Source organism: Methylobacterium thuringiense (genome assembly GCF_022179645.1).
GTDB lineage: Bacteria > Pseudomonadota > Alphaproteobacteria > Rhizobiales > Beijerinckiaceae > Methylobacterium > Methylobacterium thuringiense.
The window spans coordinates 117,186-136,907 of the sequence record NZ_BPRA01000008.1 but is presented as its reverse complement, the minus strand read 5'-3'; the positions used below and the strand labels follow the sequence as shown (position 1 = coordinate 136,907).

The 19,722-nt window shown below is 67.8% G+C and carries 23 protein-coding genes and 1 pseudogene; 16 read left to right on the top strand and 8 right to left on the bottom strand.

Translation table 11 applies throughout. The features are described from left to right. Nucleotides 1–191: 191 nt before the first annotated feature. The 4 genes and pseudogenes from MFF07_RS09550 to MFF07_RS22625 all read right to left on the bottom strand — a co-directional run. On the bottom strand, nt 192–1,997 hold the full coding sequence (locus MFF07_RS09550) for an ABC-F family ATP-binding cassette domain-containing protein (protein WP_238231697.1): 1,806 nt from the start codon (nt 1,995–1,997) through the stop codon (nt 192–194). A 44-nt stretch (nt 1,998–2,041) separates the two neighbouring features. Continuing rightward, nucleotides 2,042–2,251, bottom strand: coding sequence for a hypothetical protein (locus MFF07_RS09545; RefSeq protein WP_147817558.1), 210 nt, complete (start codon nt 2,249–2,251; stop codon nt 2,042–2,044). Nucleotides 2,252–2,347: 96 nt separating this feature from the next. Further along, nucleotides 2,348–2,662: a polyhydroxyalkanoic acid system family protein gene (locus MFF07_RS09540; RefSeq protein WP_238231695.1), complete on the bottom strand. Its 315-nt coding sequence runs from the start codon at nt 2,660–2,662 to the stop codon at nt 2,348–2,350. A 220-nt stretch (nt 2,663–2,882) separates the two neighbouring features. Then, a pseudogene (locus MFF07_RS22625) lies at nt 2,883–3,164 on the bottom strand (septal ring lytic transglycosylase RlpA family protein); the annotation flags it as partial. A gap of 686 nt (nt 3,165–3,850) precedes the next feature. Here MFF07_RS22625 and MFF07_RS09530 point away from each other — a divergent pair. Then, on the top strand, nt 3,851–5,056 hold the full coding sequence (locus tag MFF07_RS09530) for a site-specific DNA-methyltransferase (RefSeq protein ID WP_147817560.1): 1,206 nt from the start codon (nt 3,851–3,853) through the stop codon (nt 5,054–5,056). Nucleotides 5,057–5,074: 18 nt separating this feature from the next. On the opposite strand, the gene MFF07_RS09525 is transcribed toward MFF07_RS09530, so the two are convergent. Next, a complete protein-coding gene (locus MFF07_RS09525; RefSeq protein WP_147817561.1) occupies nt 5,075–6,400 on the bottom strand; it encodes an A/G-specific adenine glycosylase in 1,326 nt (441 codons plus the stop codon). A gap of 137 nt (nt 6,401–6,537) precedes the next feature. Between MFF07_RS09525 and MFF07_RS09520 the strand changes: the two genes are divergently transcribed. The 12 genes from MFF07_RS09520 to MFF07_RS09465 all read left to right on the top strand — a co-directional run bounded on the left by MFF07_RS09520 (nt 6,538) and on the right by MFF07_RS09465 (nt 14,529). Next, nucleotides 6,538–6,888, top strand: a complete 351-nt coding sequence (locus tag MFF07_RS09520) for a DUF1428 domain-containing protein (protein WP_147817562.1) — start codon at nt 6,538–6,540, stop codon at nt 6,886–6,888. Nucleotides 6,889–6,968: 80 nt separating this feature from the next. Further along, nucleotides 6,969–7,457 carry a DUF721 domain-containing protein gene (locus MFF07_RS09515; protein ID WP_147817591.1) on the top strand — a complete coding sequence of 163 codons (489 nt, stop codon included), beginning with the start codon at nt 6,969–6,971 and terminating at the stop codon, nt 7,455–7,457. 117 nt (nt 7,458–7,574) lie between these two features. Further along, complete coding sequence (locus tag MFF07_RS09510) at nt 7,575–8,228, top strand: thioredoxin domain-containing protein (protein WP_147817563.1); 654 nt, start codon at nt 7,575–7,577, stop codon at nt 8,226–8,228. A 165-nt stretch (nt 8,229–8,393) separates the two neighbouring features. After that, nucleotides 8,394–8,759: an AtpZ/AtpI family protein gene (locus MFF07_RS09505; protein WP_238231689.1), complete on the top strand. Its 366-nt coding sequence runs from the start codon at nt 8,394–8,396 to the stop codon at nt 8,757–8,759. A gap of 144 nt (nt 8,760–8,903) precedes the next feature. Next, on the top strand, nt 8,904–9,659 hold the full coding sequence (locus MFF07_RS09500) for a F0F1 ATP synthase subunit A (protein ID WP_147817592.1): 756 nt from the start codon (nt 8,904–8,906) through the stop codon (nt 9,657–9,659). A gap of 53 nt (nt 9,660–9,712) precedes the next feature. Further along, on the top strand, nt 9,713–9,940 hold the full coding sequence (locus MFF07_RS09495; RefSeq protein WP_007566773.1) for a F0F1 ATP synthase subunit C: 228 nt from the start codon (nt 9,713–9,715) through the stop codon (nt 9,938–9,940). Between the two features lie 112 nt (nt 9,941–10,052). Beyond that, complete coding sequence (locus MFF07_RS09490) at nt 10,053–10,658, top strand: F0F1 ATP synthase subunit B family protein (protein ID WP_147817565.1); 606 nt, start codon at nt 10,053–10,055, stop codon at nt 10,656–10,658. A gap of 34 nt (nt 10,659–10,692) precedes the next feature. Further along, nucleotides 10,693–11,178, top strand: coding sequence for a F0F1 ATP synthase subunit B family protein (locus MFF07_RS09485; protein ID WP_187272540.1), 486 nt, complete (start codon nt 10,693–10,695; stop codon nt 11,176–11,178). Between the two features lie 67 nt (nt 11,179–11,245). Continuing rightward, nucleotides 11,246–12,295, top strand: a complete 1,050-nt coding sequence (locus tag MFF07_RS09480) for a saccharopine dehydrogenase family protein (protein ID WP_238231687.1) — start codon at nt 11,246–11,248, stop codon at nt 12,293–12,295. Between the two features lie 121 nt (nt 12,296–12,416). Continuing rightward, entirely contained in the window at nt 12,417–12,605 is a 189-nt protein-coding gene (locus MFF07_RS09475) for a DUF1192 domain-containing protein (RefSeq protein ID WP_147817568.1), read from the top strand. A 120-nt stretch (nt 12,606–12,725) separates the two neighbouring features. Next, a complete protein-coding gene (locus MFF07_RS09470; protein ID WP_147817569.1) occupies nt 12,726–13,652 on the top strand; it encodes an ABC transporter ATP-binding protein in 927 nt (308 codons plus the stop codon). A gap of 115 nt (nt 13,653–13,767) precedes the next feature. Further along, nucleotides 13,768–14,529, top strand: coding sequence for an ABC transporter permease (locus tag MFF07_RS09465; protein WP_147817570.1), 762 nt, complete (start codon nt 13,768–13,770; stop codon nt 14,527–14,529). 6 nt (nt 14,530–14,535) lie between these two features. Here the strand turns inward: MFF07_RS09465 and MFF07_RS09460 are convergent, their stop codons facing one another. Further along, nucleotides 14,536–15,303 carry an alpha/beta fold hydrolase gene (locus MFF07_RS09460; protein WP_238231686.1) on the bottom strand — a complete coding sequence of 256 codons (768 nt, stop codon included), beginning with the start codon at nt 15,301–15,303 and terminating at the stop codon, nt 14,536–14,538. Between the two features lie 115 nt (nt 15,304–15,418). On the opposite strand from MFF07_RS09460, the gene MFF07_RS09455 reads away from it, so the two are divergent. Beyond that, nucleotides 15,419–16,246: an FkbM family methyltransferase gene (locus tag MFF07_RS09455; protein WP_147817572.1), complete on the top strand. Its 828-nt coding sequence runs from the start codon at nt 15,419–15,421 to the stop codon at nt 16,244–16,246. Here MFF07_RS09455 and sfsA read toward each other — a convergent pair whose 3' ends face one another. Continuing rightward, a complete protein-coding gene (gene sfsA / locus MFF07_RS09450; protein ID WP_147817573.1) occupies nt 16,247–16,963 on the bottom strand; it encodes a DNA/RNA nuclease SfsA in 717 nt (238 codons plus the stop codon). Nucleotides 16,964–17,067: 104 nt separating this feature from the next. On the opposite strand from sfsA, the gene MFF07_RS09445 reads away from it, so the two are divergent. After that, nucleotides 17,068–17,808: a competence/damage-inducible protein A gene (locus MFF07_RS09445; protein WP_238231684.1), complete on the top strand. Its 741-nt coding sequence runs from the start codon at nt 17,068–17,070 to the stop codon at nt 17,806–17,808. A 91-nt stretch (nt 17,809–17,899) separates the two neighbouring features. Then, nucleotides 17,900–18,769 carry a formate/nitrite transporter family protein gene (locus MFF07_RS09440; RefSeq protein ID WP_147817575.1) on the top strand — a complete coding sequence of 290 codons (870 nt, stop codon included), beginning with the start codon at nt 17,900–17,902 and terminating at the stop codon, nt 18,767–18,769. Here the strand turns inward: MFF07_RS09440 and MFF07_RS09435 are convergent. After that, nucleotides 18,754–19,674, bottom strand: coding sequence for a bestrophin family protein (locus MFF07_RS09435; RefSeq protein ID WP_147817576.1), 921 nt, complete (start codon nt 19,672–19,674; stop codon nt 18,754–18,756). The genes MFF07_RS09440 and MFF07_RS09435 overlap by 16 nt on opposite strands. Nucleotides 19,675–19,722: the final 48 nt, after the last annotated feature.

Sequence of the window (19,722 nt, the reverse complement as noted above, 5' to 3'; positions counted from 1 at the left end):
GCTTTGTTCCCGCAGGAAAACAAATCCCGCTACCGGCAGGTGCTTTCGAGCAATGACGGTCTCGCAGGCTGTGAGCCGAAGCTGACCTGCCGTAAGCGACGCCAAGACGCCGCCGTCACGTCGCCGCGTTGAGAGCCGGTTTCGATTCGGCCTCATCTGCTGCCGCAGGTGCAAATTCCGCCTCTGGAGGCCTACGACTCGCGCAACATCTCCAACGCGAGCCAGCGATCCTCAGCCGCGCTCAGTTCCGCCTGCGCTGCCGAGAGCATCGACGAGGCCTTCTCAAATCGTGCAAAATCGCGGGCGTAGAGATTGGGATCGTCGAGTACGGTCTTCAGGCGCGCGATGCCGGTCTCCAGTTCGCGCATTCGCACGGGCAGCGTCTTGAGCTCATGCTGCTCCTTGAACCCCATCTTCTTGCGGGACGACCCGGCTGCGGGTTCGCCCCGGAGCTCCGTGCGCTCGCGGGCGCCGCCACGGGGCTGCGCCGTCCGGGCGTCGACGCCCTTGCCGCGCTGCGTGAGCATGTCGCTGTAGCCGCCGGCATATTCGGTCCAGCGGCCCTCCCCTTCGGAGACGAGGACGCTGCCGACGACGCGGTCCAGGAAGTCGCGGTCGTGGCTGACCAGGATCAGGGTGCCGGCATAGTCGTCGAGCATCTCCTGGAGCAGGTCGAGGGTCTCCAGGTCGAGGTCGTTGGTGGGCTCGTCGAGCACGAGGAGGTTCGAGGGCTGCGCCAGGGCGCGGGCGATCAGCAGGCGGTTGCGCTCGCCGCCGGAGAGCACGGAAACCGGCGTACGGGCCTGCTCGGGAGCGAACAAAAAATCCTTGAGGTAGCCGATGACGTGGCGGCTATGGCCGCCGACCATGATGCTGTCGCCGCGCCCCCCCGTGAGCACGTCGGTCACGGTCATCGTCGGTTCGAGCACGGCGCGGGCCTGGTCGAGGAGCATCATCGACAGGTTGGTGCCGAGCCGCGCCACGCCGGAATCCGGCGCGAGCTTGCCGGTAAGCAGGTTGATCAGCGTGGTCTTGCCGGCGCCGTTGGCCCCGACGATGCCGAGCCGGTCGCCCCGCGTCACTCGGATCGAGAGATCGTCGACGATCGTGCGCTCGCCGTAGCTCTTCGAGATGCCCTTCGCCTCGACTACGAGCGTGCCCGAGGCTTCGGCCTCCATCGACGTCATGGTGGCGGTGCCGACCGGGCGGCGGTCGTCGCGTCGCTCCTTGCGCAGGGAATGCAGGTTGCCGAGCCGCCGCACGTTGCGCTTGCGCCGGGCGGTGACGCCGTAGCGCAGCCAATGCTCTTCATCGGCGATCTTGCGTTCGAGCTTGTGCCGGTCGCGCTCCTCCTCCTCAAAGAAGTTGTCGCGCCAGGCCTCGAAGGCGGAAAAACCCTGTTCGATCCGCCGCGTCACGCCGCGGTCGAGCCAGATCGTGGCGCGCGTCAGGCCGGACAAAAAGCGCCGGTCGTGGCTGATGAGCACGAGAGCGGCGCGCGTGCGGCCGAGTTCATTCTCGAGCCATTCGATCACAGGCAGGTCGAGATGATTGGTCGGCTCGTCGAGGAGTAGAATATCGGGCTCGGGCGCCAGCGCCTGGGCCAGCGCAGCGCGGCGCGACTCGCCGCCGGAGAGCCGGGACGGGTCTTCCTCGCCGGTCAGGCCGAGGTTCTCGACGAGATAGCGGGCACGATACGGATCGTCGCCGGGGGCGAGGCCCGCCTCCACGAAGGCGAGAACCGTATCGAAGCCCGCGAGATCCGGCTCCTGCGCGAGGTAGCGCAACGTGGTGCCGGGCTGCAGGAAGCGTACGCCCCGATCGGGCTCGACGAGCCCGGCGGCGATCTTCATCAGCGTCGACTTGCCGGAGCCGTTGCGCCCGACGAGGCAGGCGTGCTCGCCGGGCGAGATCGCGAGTTCGGCTGACTCGATCAGCGGAGTGCCGCCGAAGGTCAGCGCGATGTCTTTGAGGGTAAGAAGCGGGGGAGCGGCCATGGCCGGGGGCTTAACCCGGCGCAGGGCCATCACGCCAGGGCGGTTCAGGCCGTCGGGTTGGCCGGGCCGGTCGGGGTCGGCTCCGAAGGCGGCGGCAGCGGAACCTCCACGGGGCTCTCGGCCGGCGACTCCGCGGGCGAGACACCGGGAATTTCCGGAGAGGGGGCGGGTGGCGGTGCCTGCGGCGGATCGTAGGGCGTGTCCGGTGGCGGCTGGGGGGTCGGGACTTCCGGGATCGGACCAGGATTCGACATCGAGACTCCAGGCAGGCGGGACGCGGCGCTCGTGCGCCATCGGGTCCGGTCCAAACGGGCGCCCGCCGTCGACGGTTCCGGGGATCGCCTTCGATCCTATTTCTTGGTGAGGAGCTTGGTGCCCTCGTTGCCGACGATCTTCTGCAACTTCTCGGCGAAGAACGAGAGCAGCAACGGCAGCCGGACTTCGAGGCGGACCGTGTCGAGGTTCACGTCGACCTGACCGTCTATCTTCTGACCGAGGCTCGACAATGCGAAATCGAGGTGGTCGCCGGTCCAAGTCATGGCTTCGACGGTGATGCCGCTCTTCTGCAGCAGGGCCTTGCCCTTCTCGGTCCCCTCCTCGAGCCGACGCTTGGCCTCGTCGCGCCCGAGGTCGTGCGGAATTTCCATCACCAGCGGCTTGGCCATCGCGCAGTCGTCTCCCTCTGCGGCGCAAGCTCTGCAAATGGGAACCGGCCGGCGTCACGACAACGCCGACCGGCCCGAAGTCTTTACCGTTGGCCCTTTCGGCTGACGCTTGCAGGGCCGTCCGCCGCACCAGCGGCGGCGCGCAGTCGCGCTTGGCCCACGGCCGAACGTTGAAAGTGTCGGTTTCGACTGCCGTGGGTCACGAGTCAGGCGGGTGCGATCAACGCACCACCGCCATCGAGACGTAGCTGGTGCCGTTCATGCCGATGGCGCGGGCGGCGCCGGCGGCCAGATCGATCTGGCGGCCGCCCACGAACGGGCCGCGGTCGTTGATGCGCACCACGACCGAGCGGCCGGTGGCGCTGTTTGTCACCCGGACGCGGGTGCCGAAGGGCAGGCTGCGATGTGCGGCGGTCAGGCCGCCCGAGTTGAAGCGCTCACCGCTGGCGGTGCGATGGCCCTGGAAGCCGGGGCCATACCAGGAGGCGTTGCCGCCCGACGCGTGGCGGACATGGCGAACCCGGTTGGCGAAACGAAAGGCGAAGCGGCCGGAATGAGCCGAGCGGATGCGGTGGCTGAAATGCGCGTGACGGGAGGAATGGACGTGATGTCCGCGTGCCTGAAAACCGGCATGCCCGGCCCTTGCCTCGGCAGGTGCGGCCAGCGTGAGCATGGCGAGCACGAGGCCGAACAGGGCCACGGCGTTTCGGATGACAACCTTCATGTGCGATCGCTTTCCCTTGTTGTTGCGAACGCCGCGGAAAATGATGGGGAAGGCGGCCAAATTGCGACATCGACTTAGCGGTGCGGCAAAGGCACACATCAGGCTATTTAACAGTTTAGTTTCTCGTGCTTTCCACCAAAACATTCGCAAGATGTGAGTTGTTGAGCCGTTGCGCTGCCGCCGAGCCCCTCACCTTCGGCTGGAAGCATTCGGAAGTCGCTTGCGGCAGGCGCCGGATGTCGCGCCATTACTGTCTCGCATGCATGGTGGCGGATGCACGGTTGCGGCGAGCGCAAGGCTGAGGGTCCGGGCGGGGGTATGAAGACGGCGCGACGACCGGGCTGGCGGGCACCCGGCAAAAACTGCAGCCCCAAACTGAGACGCGCCGACAAATTTTCGAGGAACCCGGCCTTTACCCTAGCTGGGCCATTGTCCGGTTGTCAGTCGCGTAACCGGTGTTTGCCATGGCTTCCCCGCGTACCGCGGTCGCCGGCGCCACCGCCCGGGTTCATGTCTCGCGTTCCGGGCGGGCAGCGTCGGCGCCGCGGATGGGTCTCGCACCCTCCGTCCAGCGTCTTCCTACCACTTTCCCTCTCGACGAGATCTTGGTCGGCGATTGCATCGCCTCCATGAACGCGCTGCCGCCGTCGAGCGTAGACTGCGTCTTCGCGGATCCGCCCTACAATCTCCAACTCGGAGAAGCGGGCCTGCTGCGTCCCGACCACAGCCGCGTCGACGCCGTCGACGACGACTGGGACAAGTTCGCGACCTTCGAGGCCTACGACACCTTCACCCGCGCCTGGCTCACCGCCGCACGCCGCGTGATGAAGCCGAACGCGACCCTCTGGGTGATCGGTTCGTACCACAACATCTTCCGGGTCGGCAGCGCGTTGCAGGATCTCGGTTTCTGGATCCTTAACGACATCGTCTGGCGCAAGGCCAACCCGATGCCGAACTTTCGCGGCAAGCGTTTCACCAATGCGCACGAGACCCTGATCTGGGCTTCCCGCTCGGCGGAGTCGAAGGGCTACACCTTCCACTACGAGGGGCTGAAGGGCGGCAACGACGACGTCCAGATGCGCTCGGACTGGTTCATTCCGCTCTGCACCGGTGACGAACGCCTGAAAGGCGCCGACGGGCTGAAGGTCCACCCCACCCAGAAGCCGGAGGCGCTGCTCGCCCGCACGTTGCTCTCGGCGACCAATCCCGGCGACGTGATCCTCGACCCGTTCTTCGGCACCGGCACCACCGGCGCCGTCGCCAAGCGCCTCGGACGCCGCTTCATCGGCTGCGAACGCGATCCTGTCTACGCAGACGCCGCACGGAAGCGGATCGATGCGGTCGAGCCGCTCTCCACCGCCGCCCTCCTCGTGGCGCCGACCAAGCGCGCCGAGCCGCGCGTGGCCTTCCTCAGCGTGATCGAGGCCGGGCATATCCGCCCCGGCGAGATGCTCAGCGATGCGCGGGGCCGCCACACGGCGATCGTGCGTCCCGACGGTACCCTGATGGCCGGGCCGGTGGCGGGGTCGATCCACAAGATCGGCGCCCTCGTCCAGGGCCTGCCCTCCTGCAACGGCTGGGATTTCTGGCACGCCAAGCGCGACGGCAAGCCGGTTGTCATCGATACCTTCCGTGCCAAGATGCGCGCCACGATGGGCTCGGCAGCCTGAACCCCGTCCGGCCTCGGCTTAGCGCGGGCGCGTCCGCGGCCGACCGCGCTTGCGCTTTGCCGCAGGCGCCGGCTCGGCCTCGGCCGGGCTCTCGAAATCCCCGTCGATCGCCTCCGCCGGCGGAGCCGCGATCATCCGCGGGGCCGGCTTCGGCACCGGGCGAAAGGTCCGGCGCAGCTCTGCCGGGACCGGCTCGGGCTCGGCAAACAGCGGTGCGGGGGCCAGGGCCGGCACTGCCTCGACCTTCGGTGTCTTGGCTTTCGGATCGGGCTTCGGATCGAAGGCGTGGGCGATCACCTTCTTGATCACGCCCGGCAGCGGCTCTTCGTCGAGATCGCGCCGAGGCGTGAAGCGCATGCCCGGTGGCGGCGCGGTGCTCAGGGAGACGCGGGCGGCGAACACCGTCAGTTCGAGCGGGAAATGCGTGAAGGCGTGGCGGACCAGCCCCGGCAGGCGCTTCCAGCGGGCATCGAGCGGCGCGTCGAGCAGGGCGCGGGCCGGGTCGTAATCCGGCTCCCAGGGGCTCATCGGGGGCTCGGCCATCGAGCCGAGAAGCCCCTCGGGTGGGCGCGTCCGCAACAGGATCGCTTCGTCGCCGGCACGGATCGCCACGAAGGCCGCGCCCCGGCGGAGCGTGCCCTTCACCGCCTTGAGCTTGCGCGGAAACGTCTCCTGCAGCCCCAGGCCTCGGGCCCGGCAGGGCGCCATCCAGGGACAGAGCGCGCAGGCCGGACGCTTAGGCGTGCAGATCGTCGATCCGAGATCCATCACGGCCTGCGCGAAGTCTCCGGGCCTGTCGGCCGGCACGAGGGCCTGCGTCAGGGACCGGATCTCAGGACGTGCAGCCGGAATCACCGTCTCGATCGCGAAGAGCCGGGTCACCACCCGCTCCACATTGCCGTCGACGGCCGCGGCCTGCCGGTCGAAGGCGATCGCGGCGATGGCGCCGGCCGTGTAGGCGCCGATGCCGGGAAGTTTTCGCAGCCCCTCCTCCGTGTCCGGGAAGGCGCCGGCGGCGGCCACCGCCTTGGCGCAGGCGTGGAGGTTTCGCGCCCGCGAGTAGTAGCCGAGCCCTGCCCAGGCAGCCATCACGCTCTCCTCCGGCGCGGCGGCGAGCGCCCAAACGTCGGGAAACAGGCCGAGGAACTTGGCGAAGTACGGTTTGACGGCGGCGATCGTGGTCTGCTGCAGCATCACCTCGGACAGCCAGATCCGGTAGGGATCCGGCGCTTCACCCGGCAGCGCCCGCCACGGCAGCACCCGGCGGTGGCGATCGTACCAGACGAGGAGATCGTGGGCTTTGGGCCGGGCAGGCGCGCGAGAGGTGTTTGCGGGCGCGGGCATGGCGAGGGTCTTATCGGCAGCGCGAGCCGCGGCAAAGGCGGCAACGACGCCTTGCGAAAAAGATCGCAGCCCGTGTCGGATACCGGCCGGCTCGATCGTCCTATGGCGGTTCTATCACTGCCAACGAGGAGGTTCGCATGCCCTATGTCGACGGGTTCGTCGTCCCGGTGCCGAAGGCCAAGCTCGACGCCTACAAGGCGTTGGCCCGCAAGGCGCGCGACGTCTGGATGGAGTATGGGGCCACCGGCTTCGTCGAGTGCATCGGCGACGACGTGCCTCACGGACGGCTGACCTCGTTCCCCCGCGCCGTGCAGCTCGCAGAGGACGAGGTCGTGGTCTTCTCCTGGATTGTCTACGCGTCGCGGGAGAGCCGTGACGCCGTCAACGCCAAGGTTATGGCAGACCCGCGCATGCAGCCCGACCCCGATATGCCCTTCGACGGCAAGCGCATGATCTATGGCGGCTTCGTTCCGTTCCTCGACGCGTAGCGGCGACGCGCGGCACCGCTTGCGCTATCGTCGTGAAGCGGCGCGTATCGCGCCGCTTCAGCGATGGGCACCACCCGGCCATGGCCCGCGTCAAACCGCTCGCCGATCTGATCGAGGCCTGCATCGGCCCGGCCTTCGCCGCGCAGGGCTTCGCTTCGACCGATATCCTCGCGGCTTGGCCCGAGATCGTCGGCGAGCGCCTCGGTCGCGCCTGCCAGCCGGTGAAGCTCGAATGGCCGCGCCGACCGCGCGGCGAGACGACCGGGCGAGCCGAATCCGGCACGCTGGTGGTGCGGGTCGAGGGCGCCTTCGCGCTCGAGCTCCAGCACCTCGTGCCGGTGGTGATCCAACGCATCAACGCGCATTATGGCTGGGCCTGCATCGGCCGCATCGTGATGAAGCAGGGCCGCGTCCATACCGGCCAGCGCCGATCGGTGCTGCCCACCATCGATCCGGCCCGGCGCGGCGAAATCGCGCTGGCGGTCTCGCGGATCGAGGAAGACGGCCTGCGCGACGCCCTCGACCGTCTCGGCATCGCCGTGATCGCGTCGGAACCGAAGCGCCGCTGAGATCGCACGGTTTCGCGATCGACTTCTCCGAGCCTGCCGGCGCCTTGCCATCGCCCGTTCCCGGTTCTACCGCACGCCTATAGAGTGCCAGTCGTCCCAGCGGAGCTTGCCAACGCCATGATCACCCGTCGCGACGTCGTCAAATTCACCGGTCTCGCAGTCGGCGCGGCCGCTCTCCTGCCCCGCCTGTCGCTCTCGGCGCTGGCCCAGTCCGCCGACACCGCGGCGCTGATGCAGCCGGGTCCGCTGGGCGATGTCTGGCTGGGTCCGGCGGACGCCAAGTGCACGATCATCGAATACGCCTCGCTGACCTGTTCGCATTGCGCACATTTCCACAAGGTCACCTGGCCGGTGCTGAAGGAGCGCTACATCGACACCGGCAAGGTGCGCTTCACCCTTCGCGAATTCCCTCTCGACCCCCGTGCGACGGCCGGCTTCATGCTGGCGCGCTGCGATGGCAACGAGAAGTACATTCCGATCACCGACCTGCTCTTCGACCAGCAGGAAGCCTGGGCCTTCGTGAAGCCGCCGGAATCGCCGATCGACGCCCTCGAGAAGCTGCTGCGTCAGGCCGGCTTCACCAAGGACAAGGTCGAGGCTTGCCTCAAGGACCAGAAGATCTACGGCGCCATCAACGCCGTGAAGACGCGCGGCCTCGACGTGCTCAAAGTCGAGTCGACCCCGACCTTCTTCATCAACGGTCAGAAATTCTCCGGCGCCATGACGATCGAGGATATCGAGAAGGTCATCAAGCCGATCCTCGGCGCCTGACAGCGCGCCGACCGAGGCGGTGCAAAAATCGCTGATTCCTCAAGATCTGGAATGACTTGAAGGAAAGCGTGGCTGCCTTGACTCGGCAGGGGGGCGAAACTATGGTCCGCGCCGTTCGAGGGGTGGCCGGACGGTTCCCTTCGCTCTCGCCGATGTGAGTAGCCTGTGAGCGGCAACGAAGCAGGAGACGGGAGCGGGGACGCTCCCGGCAACTCCGACGGCGACCTCTCCGAGAGGCTCAAGCGTCTCGGGACGCAGCTTGATCAGAAGCGGCCCCCGGCCGCTCCCGCATCGTCGCCGCGCTCGGGTCGGTCCGACGGGTCCTCTCTCGGACAGGCCATGCGGCTCTCGACCGAGTTCGTGGCGGGCGTCATCGCCGGTGGGATCCTGGGCTGGATCTTCGATCGGCTCTTCGGCACTGCGCCGTGGGGGCTGATGGTGTTTCTCCTGCTCGGGTTCCTCACGGGCATCTACAATGTGATGCGCCTGAGCGGGTTTACCGGGCAGGCGGGCGGAAAAGACCCGCGTTAGGGCATTTTCCTCCGAAACGACGCCGGGGGTCTTGAGACTCGGGGCGCATCGTGTATGGCCACGCGCACAGACCGGTGCGGACGTCGGCACGAAGGATAAGGGGCGGAACAAGGCATGGCGGGCAGCATCGACCCGGCGCACCAAGTGGCGTTGCGACCGGACCCGATCCATCAGTTCGAGCTGCATTCGCTCGTGCCGTTCGGTCATATCGGCAACCAGCAGATCGCCTTCACCCAGTCGGCGCTTTACATGTTCGCCGCGGTCGCGGTGATTGCGCTGATCACCATCGTGGCTACGTCTTCGCGCTCGGTCGTTCCGGGTCGCATGCAGTCGCTGGCCGAAATCTTCTACGAATTCATCGCCGACACCGTGCATCAGGCCACGGGCGACGAGGGCAAGCGGTTCATGCCGCTGGTGTTCTCGCTGTTCATGTTCGTGCTGGTCCTGAACCTCTTCGGCATGATCCCCTACGCCTTCGCGGTGACCAGCCACCTCGTCGTGACCTTCGGGCTCGCGGCCCTGGTGATCGGCGTCGTCGTGGTCTTCGGCGTGATGAAGCACGGCACGCACTTCTTCGGCCTGTTCGTACCGTCGGGCGTGCCGAAGCCGCTGCTCGCGCTGCTGGTGCCGATCGAGATCATCTCCTTCATCTCCCGGCCGATCAGCCTTTCGGTGCGTCTCTTCGCCAACGTTCTTGCCGGTCACATCGCGATGAAGATCTTCGCCTTCTTCGTCGTCGGGCTGTTCTCGGCCGGCGCCTGGGGCCTGCTCTTCCCGCTGCCGCTGTTCCTGACGATCGCGCTGACCGCGCTGGAATTCCTGGTCGCGGCGCTTCAGGCCTACGTCTTCGCGACGCTGACGGCGATCTACCTCAACGACGCTCTTCACCCCGGCCACTAACGCCGGCTTCTTCCGCCCTAACGCATACCAGATCAAGGAATCAGGAGTTCATAATGGATCCCGTCGCAGCGAAGTACATCGGTGCCGGTCTGGCTTGCCTCGGCATGGCCGGCGCAGGCATCGGCCTCGGCAACCTGTTCGGTCAGTTCCTTGCCGGCGCCCTTCGCAACCCCTCCGCCGCCGACGGCCAGCGCGCCACCCTGCTGCTCGGCTTCGCGCTGACGGAAGCACTCGGCATCTTCTCGCTGCTGATCGCGCTGCTCCTGCTCTTCGCCGTCTGATTTTTTTGGGAGTTCGCCGTTCCGGACCATCGGTCCGGGGCGGCGGCTTCCTCAATCGACGCGTAGGCGCTCCGCTCGTCGGAGCTGACAATCTCCGTCACCGGACGAGGCCATGGCCGAGCACAACTCCCTCACGACCCCGCCCGCCAATTCCGACGTGAAGGTGGTCACGCCTCACGGTGGTCACGATGCCGGCCACGGCGCCGCTCACACCGAGCAGCCCGCGCATGGCGCAGCCTTTCCCCCCTTCGAGACCCACACCTTTCTCTCGCAGCTGATCTGGCTCGCGATCTCCTTCGGCCTGCTCTACTACCTGATGGCCAAGGTCGCCCTGCCCCGGATCGAAGCGATCCTGCATGCACGCTCGAGCCGCCTCGCCACCGATCTCGACGAGGCGCAGCGCATGAAATCCGAGGCCGATGCCGCGGGCGTCGCCTACGAGACGTCGCTCCGCGACGCTCAGGGCAAGGCCCAGGGCATCGCCCAGGAGGCCCGCGCCAAGCTCGCCGCCGAATCCGACAAGCGCCGCAAGGACAAGGAAGCGGAGCTCAACGCCAAGATCGCCGCCTCCGAGACGACGATCCGCGAGAGCACCGCCCGCGCAATGGGCAACGTCCGCGAGATCGCCGGCGAGACCGCTTCGAGCATCGTCGAGCGCCTGACCGGCCATGCGCCGGATCGCGCCAGCCTCGACCGCGCCCTCGGCGCCGTTCACTAGAAACGCCACTTCGTAAGGACTTGTGACCGGCATGTTGATGACCGCAGAATTCTGGGTCGCCGTCGCCTTCGTGATCTTCGGCGGGATCGTCTGGAAGGTCGGCGGCTTCGGCATGATGACCAAGGGCCTCGATGGCCGTGCCAAGCGTGTGCGTCACGAGCTCGACGAGGCCAAGCGCCTGCGTGAGGAGGCCGCCGCCGTCCTTGCCGATTACAAGCGCCGCCGCACCGAGGCCGAGAAGGACGCCGAGCGCATCGTCGCCGACGCCCACGAGGAGGCCAAGCGCATCGATGCCGAGGGCCATGTCCGGCTTGAGGATTACATCGCCCGCCGCACCAAGTCGGCCGAGCAGAAGATCGCCCAGGCCGAGGCCCAGGCAGCCGCGCAGGTTCGCGCCGCTGCCGCCGACGCCGCGGTGAAGGTCTCCGAGACGATCCTGCGCGAGCGTCTTCAGGGGCAGACGGCCCAGGACCTCGTCAAGTCGAGCCTCGGCGAGGTGAAGACCCGCCTCCAGGCTTGATCGCCATCGCCTATATGATCGACCAAGCCGCCTTCGGGCGGCTTTTTCGTTCAGGAGGTGTCCGGCTGTGAGCACGTTCCTGATCTACGGCGCGACCGGCTACACGGGCCGCCTCTGCGCGGAGCACGCCGTCGCGCGCGGGCTGCGTCCCGTCCTCGCGGGTCGAAGCGTCGATGCGGTGCGTGGGTTCGCCGAACGCCTCGGGCTCGAATGGCGCGCCTTCGGCCTCGAGACACCTGCCGCGGTGCGTGACGGCCTCGCCGGGATCGAGGCCGTGCTGCACGCGGCCGGACCGTTCTCGGCGACATCCCGGCCGATAGCCGAGGCCTGCTTGACCACGGCCACGCATTACGTCGACATCACCGGCGAGATCGACGTGATCGAAGCGCTTGCGGCGCGCAGCGGCGAGGCCGAAGCCGCCGGGATCATGCTGCTGCCGGGGGCGGGGTTCGATGTCGTCCCCAGCGATTGCCTCGCCGCCCACGTGGCCGGGCGGCTGCCCGGCGCCACGCGCCTGCGGATTTCGATCGGCGGTTTCCAGGGCATCAGTCGCGGCACGGCCAAGACCATGGTGGAAGGCGTCGCTTGCGGCACCCGCATGCGCCGGGGCGGCCGCATCGTCGAGATCGCCGACACGCCCCGAGCCAGCGCCGATTTCGGCTCCGGCCCGCGTTCGGCCATCGGGCTCGGCTGGGGCGACGTCGCCACGGCCTGGTACTCGACCAGGATCCCCGACATCGACGTGTTCTTCCAGGCCTCCCCGTCGCTCGCCCGGGCGGCGGCTATGCCGCGACCGTTCAAGCGGCTCCTGGCGACGGGGTTCAGCCAAGTGCTGCTCAAGCGTGCCATCGAACGCCTGGCGGCGCCCGGTCCCACACCGGAGGAGCGCGCCCGTTCGCGATGCCTGTTCCTCGCCGAGGCGTGGGACGATAGCGGCCTCCGCGTCGCGAGTCGGATGGAATCGCCCGAAGGCTACACGCTGACCGCGCTGACGGCAGTGGAGATCGCCCGTCGGGCCGCGCAGGGCGAAGCAAGCCCCGGATTTCAAACGCCGGCAACGGCTTATGGTGCGGACTTCATCCTGTCGTTCGAGGGCATCGAACGCCGGGATCTCTGAACCCTCGCCGCCGTTGCTTCGCTACGCTCGCAATGACCGTTACCTCCCTGGACGGCCGGCACCCTCCCCCGCTATTCCTCCAGCAAGCAAGGCGAGGGACGGCGGTGACGCCGATCGAGGCATGCACGACGACGATTCCCGGCCCCGCCGGCTCGCGACCCACGAGATCGGGCAGAAGCTCGACGAACTCTCCGTCGGCGATCTGGCCGAGCGCATCACTCTGCTGCGGGCCGAGATCGAGCGACTGGAGGCGGCCAAGACCGCCAAGGAAGCGGCGCGTCAGGCGGCCGGCTCGATCTTCAAGAGCTGAAATCGGGCGGCGATCGTCCGGTGCCATCCTGCGACACCCACACGTCCGACCGCGTCCCGAGGGACGTGCTATAGCCGCCCTCCCCGCGCTGGCGGGTCGATTTTGCGCATAAAGGCCGCGATGCAGCCGATCATCACGATCACCGATCTCTCCAAGACCTATGCCTCCGGCCTCTCCGCGTTGAAGAACGTGAACCTCGAGATCCGGCGCGGCGAGATCTTTGCGCTGCTCGGACCCAACGGCGCAGGTAAGTCGACGCTGATCAACGTGGTCTGCGGCATCGTCACGCCCACCACCGGCACCATCGTCGCCGACGGTCACGACATAGCGATCGACTATCGCGCCGCCCGTCGCCTGATCGGGCTGGTGCCGCAGGAACTCACCACCGACGCATTCGAAACGGTGTTCAATACCGTGAGCTTCAGCCGCGGTCTGTTCGGACTGCGCAAGGACCCTGGCCATATCGAGCGGGTGCTCAAGGAGTTGTCGCTCTGGGACAAGCGCGACAGCAGGATCATGACGCTGTCCGGAGGCATGAAGCGCCGGGTGCTCATCGCCAAGGCGCTGAGTCACGAGCCGAAGATCCTGTTCCTCGACGAGCCGACGGCCGGCGTCGACGTCGAGCTGCGCCAGGACATGTGGCGCATGGTGCGGCGCCTTCGCGAATCGGGCGTCACCGTCATCCTTACCACGCACTACATCGAGGAAGCCGAGGAGATGGCCGATCGGGTCGGCGTGATCCGCAAGGGCGAGATCGTGCTGGTGGAGGAGAAGGCCGAGCTGATGCGCAAGCTCGGCAAGAAGCAGCTCACGCTGCACCTGCAGGACAAGCTCGATGCGATCCCCGAATTACTGGCCGACCACGACCTGAGCCTCTCCGGCAACGGCCAAGAACTCATCTACACCTATGACACGCGGGGTGGCCGCACCGGCATCACCGGGCTCCTCACCGACCTCGCCGCCGCCGGCATCCGTTTTCAGGATCTCCAGACGAGCCAGAGTTCGCTCGAAGAAATCTTCGTGGATCTGGTGAGGGAACAGGCATGACACCGACGGCGAAAAGCGTCGACCCTTTCAGCCGCAGGCCGTCGGCAAGCGCGACTGCGCGCCGCCGCGCGTGCGGCGGACGGCCCTTGCAGCGTCAGCTGCGAGGGCAACAGATATGAACGCCCCCGCGATTCGCGCCATCTACGGCTTCGAGATGGCCCGCTTCTGGCGCACGGCCTTGCAGAGCATCGTCGCACCGGTGGTCTCGACCTCGCTCTACTTCGTGGTGTTCGGCGCGGCGATCGGCGCGCGCGTGCAGGAGGTCGACGGCGTCCCCTACGGCGCCTTCATCGTGCCGGGGCTGATGATGCTCTCCCTGCTGACGCAGAGCATCGCCAACGCCTCCTTCGGCATTTACTTCCCGCGCTTCGCCGGCACGATCTATGAGCTGCTCTCGGCTCCGGTCTCGCCCTTCGATATCGTCGCCGGCTATGTCGGCGCCGCGGCCTCGAAGTCGATCCTGATCGGGCTGATCATCCTCGGCACGGCGGCGTTGTTCGTGCCGCTGCACATCGCGCATCCGGTCTGGATGGTCTTCTTCCTGCTGCTCACGGCCGTGACGTTCAGCCTGTTCGGCTTCGTGATCGGGCTCTGGGCCGACGGCTTCGAGAAGCTGCAGCTCGTGCCGTTGCTCATCGTGACGCCGCTGACATTCCTCGGCGGCAGCTTCTACTCGATCGACGTACTGCCCCCGTTCTGGCGGGCGGTCAGCCACCTCAACCCCGTCGTCTACCTGATCAGCGCCTTCCGCTGGGCCTTCTTCGGCCGGGCCGATGTCGGCATCGGCATCAGCCTCACCATGGTGGCCCTGTTCCTGGTGCTCTGCCTCGGGGCGGTGAGCTGGATGTTCAAGACGGGGTATCGGCTGAAGAGCTGACGTCTCTCAGGCCCGCTTGGCCAGAAATTCCAGCACGCCCTTGCGGTGCGCTCTGTCGCCGACCGCGCTGCTGTGGTCGCGATCGGTGAGTTCGAGATAGGTCGCGTTCGGCATCAGCTTGGCCAGCGCCTCGCCCGAGCCGGCTACCGTGTCGAGGGTGCCGACCGAGACCAGCGTCGGCGTCTCGATCAGGGCGAGTTCCGCCCGCGACAGCCGATGCCGCGCGCAGCGGATACAGGCGGCCAGCGCGCGCAGGTCGCTCTTGGTCTGCTCGGCGAACGCGCGGAAGGCGGCCGCCGTCGGGTTCGCCGCCGGCGTCCCGGGGGGGGCTTCCAAAGCCTCGGCGATGCCGTCCGGCAGGCCGCCCTTGCCGTCGACCATGTAGAGGCCGAGCCCGCCCATCAGCAGCGAGCGCACACGCTCGGGATGGTCGAGCGCCAGCACCGCGCTGATCCGGGCGCCCATCGAGTAGCCCATCACGTTGGCGCGTTCGATGCCGAGATGTTCGAGCAGCCGCAGCGCGTCGCCCGACATGATGTCGGTGCCGTAGGCCTCAGGTGCGTAGAGCTTCTGGCTCTGGCCGTGGCCGCGGTTGTCCAGCGCGATCACCCGGTAGCCGGCATCCGTCAGCGTGCGTACCCAGAGCGTGTTCACCCAGTTGACCGCGTGGGTCGAGGCGAAGCCGTGGACGAGCAGCACGGGATCGCCCGTGCCGCCTTTGGCCGGAACATCGATGAAGGCGATGGTCACGCCGTCGGAATCGAAGGTCTGCACGGGCTCGGCTCCTCGTTTGGCGTGTCTTGGCGCGGGGGCAAGCAAAAATCAAAGCGTGTGCGGTCGGTTACACCCGACTTGCCGAGGATCGATCCGGCTGGCATCACCCCTCGGCATGAAGGACACGCAGCCCTACGGCACCTACGCCCCGACCGGGCTCGTCGCCCGCATCGCAGCCCACACGCAGACGCTGCCCGAGGGCAGCTGGCGCGGGCGCCGCACGGCGATGCTGCTGCGGCGGATCGCGATCTCGATGCTGAGGGGCAAGCCGCTCGATGTCGAGCGCTACGGCGCACGCATGCGGCTGCACCCCTACGACAACAATTGCGAGAAGAAGGTGCTGTTCACGCCGCAGTTCTTCGATCCCGAGGAGCGGGTGATCCTCAAGGCCCGCATGCCGCAGAACGGCGTGTTTCTCGATATCGGTGCGAATATCGGCGCCTACGCGCTTTTCGTCGGCGCCTTCGCCGGACCGCGAGCCAAGATCCTGGCGGTCGAGCCCCAGCCCGCCGTGTTCGACAAGCTGATCTACAACATCGGCCAGAACCCCTACGGCACCATCAAGGCGGTGGCCTGCGCGGTGGCCGACAAGGCCGGCGAGCTGACGCTCTTCATCGATGCGCGCAACCAGGGCGAGTCGAGCGTCAAGATCGTCGGCACCAACCAGGGCGCCGAGATCAAGGTGCCGGCGGTGACGCTGCTCGGGCTGTGCCAGTCGGAGGGGATTTCGCAGATCGACGCGGTGAAGCTCGACGTCGAGGGCGCCGAGGACCTGATTCTCGAGCCGTTCCTGCGCGAGGCGCCCAAGAGCTTGCTGCCGAAGCTGCTCATCGTCGAGAACGGCACCGAGCAATGGCACATCGACCTGCCGGCGCTGCTGGAGGGCTACGGCTATCGCCGCCTCGCGGCGACCCGGCTGAACCTGATGTTCGAGCGGGACTGATCAGCCCGGGCCCATCACCGGGATCGCGTCGGCGATGACGACCTCCTCCGGCGTGATGCGGCAGCGATAGGCGTGGACCTCGACGCCGGCCTCACGGGCCGCCCGGAACGCCCGGTCGAAGGCCGGATCGATGTCGCGGGCGACGTCGAAGACCTCCGCCCGCATCTGCACCACGACGATCAGCATCGCCCGGCCCCCACTTGCGACGACGTTGGCGAGTTCGACCATATGGCGGGCGCTGCGGGCGGCCTTGCAATCGGGAAACTCGGCGAGGCCGGCCTGCCGCATCAGGTGGCAGTTCTTCACCTCGACATGGCAGGGCGGCAGCCCCTCGCCCGTCGCGAGGAAGTCGACCCGGCTCGCCGTGCCGTAGGCGACCTCGGGCCGTAGGCCGGTATAGCCGGCGAGCGGCGCCAGCGCTCCGGCGTGAAATGCCTCCTCCACCAGGGCGTTCGGGCGCAGCGTGTTGATCCCGACCCATTGCGGGCCGCCCGGCAGTTCGGCCTCGACCAGCTCCCAGGAATACGGGAGCTTCCTGGTCTTGCTGTCGGAGGTCGAGAGCAGCACGCGGCTGCCCGGCGCATTCAGCCCGAGCATCGCACCGGGATTGGCGCAATGGGCGGTAACCGTCGTGCCGTCGGCCAGCACCATGTCGGCGAGGAAGCGCTTGTAGCGCTGGACCAGCCGCGCTTCGATCAGGGGCTTTTGAAAACGCATCGCGCCGCGTAGCACCAGCGTGCCGTGAGGCGAAGGCGCTGGCGTATAATCCGGGGCGCGCTACTTGCCACGCTCAGCCGATCCACGCTCGCCCCCGAGTCCCGATGTCCGAGCCGACCCCAGCCGTCACCGCCGCCGTGCTCGTCATCGGCGACGAGATCCTGTCCGGCCGCACCAAGGACAAGAACATTGGGTCGATCGCCGAGCGGCTCACCGAGATCGGCATCGACCTGCGCGAGGTCCGCGTCGTGCCGGACGTGACCGAGGAGATCGTCGCGGCGGTGAATGCGCTGCGTGAGCGCTACACCTATCTGTTCACCACCGGCGGCATCGGCCCGACCCACGACGACATCACCGCCGACAGCATCGCCGCCGCCTTCGGGGTCGGCATCGGCATCGACGAGCGCGCCCGTGTGATGCTCCTGGAGCGGCACAAGCCGGAAGATCTGAACGCGGCACGCTTGCGCATGGCCCGCATCCCCGACGGAGCCGACCTGATCCCGAATCCGGTCTCGAAGGCGCCGGGCTTTTCCATCGGCAACGTCTTCGTCATGGCCGGCGTGCCGCAGATCATGAACGCTATGCTCGACGCCATCCTGCCGGGCCTCTCGCAGGGCGTCCCCGTGATCTCCGAGACCATCGAGGCGGGAAAGCTCCCCGAAGGCAGCTTCGCGGGTGGTCTCGCGACGATCGCGGCGGCGCATGGCGCCGTGTCGATCGGGTCCTATCCCTCAATGACGCAGGAGGGTTTTGCCAACCGTATCGTCGTGCGCGGCCGGGACGCCGGGGCCGTGGCCGCTGCACGCGTCGAGATCGAGGCCCTGCTCGCCGGACTGCGTCGGTGATCTCCGTGCCGATGCTCCGCGCAGTACGTGTCAGGGGATAGAATTCGCGATGCCGGACGTTTGGCCTCATCGTCGATCGTTCGAGGGCGTCATGACCGAGGAAAGCCGCGCCGAGGCAGCCGAGAAGCAGCGGGATACCGAGGAGGAGGTCGAGGAGAAGCATCGGCCAGACGCGCTGCTCCTGCACGAGATCATCCGGGCCGAGGGCGAAGAGGAGTTGCGCCGTACGGTGACCGCGCTGGCACTGTCTGCCTTCGCCGCCGGGCTCACGATGGGGTTCTCGCTGATCGTGCCGGGGGTCCTGAAAGCGCACCTGCCGGAATCGCCCTGGGCCGAACTCGTCTCCAGCTTCGGCTACTCGATCGGCTTTCTGATCGTCGTGCTCGGGCGCCAGCAACTCTTCACCGAAAACACGGTTACGCCAATCCTGCCGCTGCTGCACGAGCGCACGCTTGCCAACCTCTGGCGCGTGGGGCGGCTCTGGGGGATCGTGCTAGTCGGCAACGTCGCGGCGACCCTGCTGATCGCCTACGCCCTCGGTCATTCCGACGCGTTCAAGCCGGAGGTCCGCGCGGCCTTCACCGAGCTGAGCCGGCACGCCGTCGAGGGGCCGTTCCTGACGACTCTGGTCAAGGCGGTCTTCGCCGGCTGGCTGATCGCGCTGATGGTCTGGATCCTGCCGGCCACCGGCTCCGCGGCGCCGTTCATCATCATCCTGATGACGTGGCTCGTCTCGATGTGCGGGCTCGCGCACATCGTCGCCGGCTCAGTCGATGCCTTCTACCTCGTCGTGACGGGCTCGATCGGCATGGGCGACTACGTCTGGCACTTCTTCGTGCCGACGCTGGTCGGCAACGTGATCGGCGGCGTCGCCCTGGTCTCGGTGCTGAACTACGGCCAAGTCGCACCGGAGGTGGCGGAGAACGATGCGGCGGCCGGGAAGCGTCAGCGCAGCACGTAGCCTTCCGGCTTCGGAGCAGCGGGTGCGGCCTCGCCCAAAGCGTCGAGGATGGCTGCGTCGACGACGCTGAGCAGGGCGTCCAGCGGCAGGTCGTTGGCGTCGGTGCCGAAGGGCTCTTCGAGTTCGTCGCCCAGCGCGTCGAGGCCGAAGAAGGTGTAGGCGACGAGGGCCGCCGCCAGCGGCGTCGCCCAGCCGAGGGACGCGGCGAGGCCGAAGGGCAGCAGCAGGCAGTAGAGCCAGGCCGTCCGGTAGAGCAGCAAGGTGTAGGCGAAGGGCAGCGGCGTACCGTGGATGCGCTCGCACACCGCCTGGATCTGCGACAGGGCCGCGATCTTCTGTTCGATCACTCCGTAGAGGACGTCGCTGAGAGCACCTCCGCGCTGGATGGCGCCGAGATCGACGGTGAGGTCCGCGAGGATGGCGTCGGCTACGCTCGGACGCTGCGCCAGCGTGCCGGCCTCCGCGGCCGGGAGCCAGGGCATGGCAGCCGCCACCACGCTGCCGCCCCGCAACGAGGCGTGCAGCGCGTGCGAAAACCCTGCGATCCGGCGTAGGGCGCGCCGGCGGAACGCCTCGTGCTCCGGCCCCGGCAGGAGCGCCGGCAGCGTCCGGGCGAGGCCGCGCACCTCCACGATCAGCGCCCCCCAGGCTTTGCGCGCTTCCCACCAGCGGTCGTAGCAGGCGCCGTTGCGGAAGCTCAGGAAGATCGACAGCGCCAGCCCGATCAGCGTGAACGGCCCGACGCCTACGGCCTCCGGAAACCGCCCCGGCCATTGCCGCTCAGCTGCCGTGACGAGGCAGGCGACGAGGGCGATGCCGAGCACCTTCGGCGCCACCTGCGGCAGGATCGAGCCGCGCAGGGTGAACAGGATCGCGACGAGGCCGGGGCGGGGACGAATGATCATGTTTCCCTGATCAACGACGACGCACCGTCGCGCCAGAGGCTTCGTCAA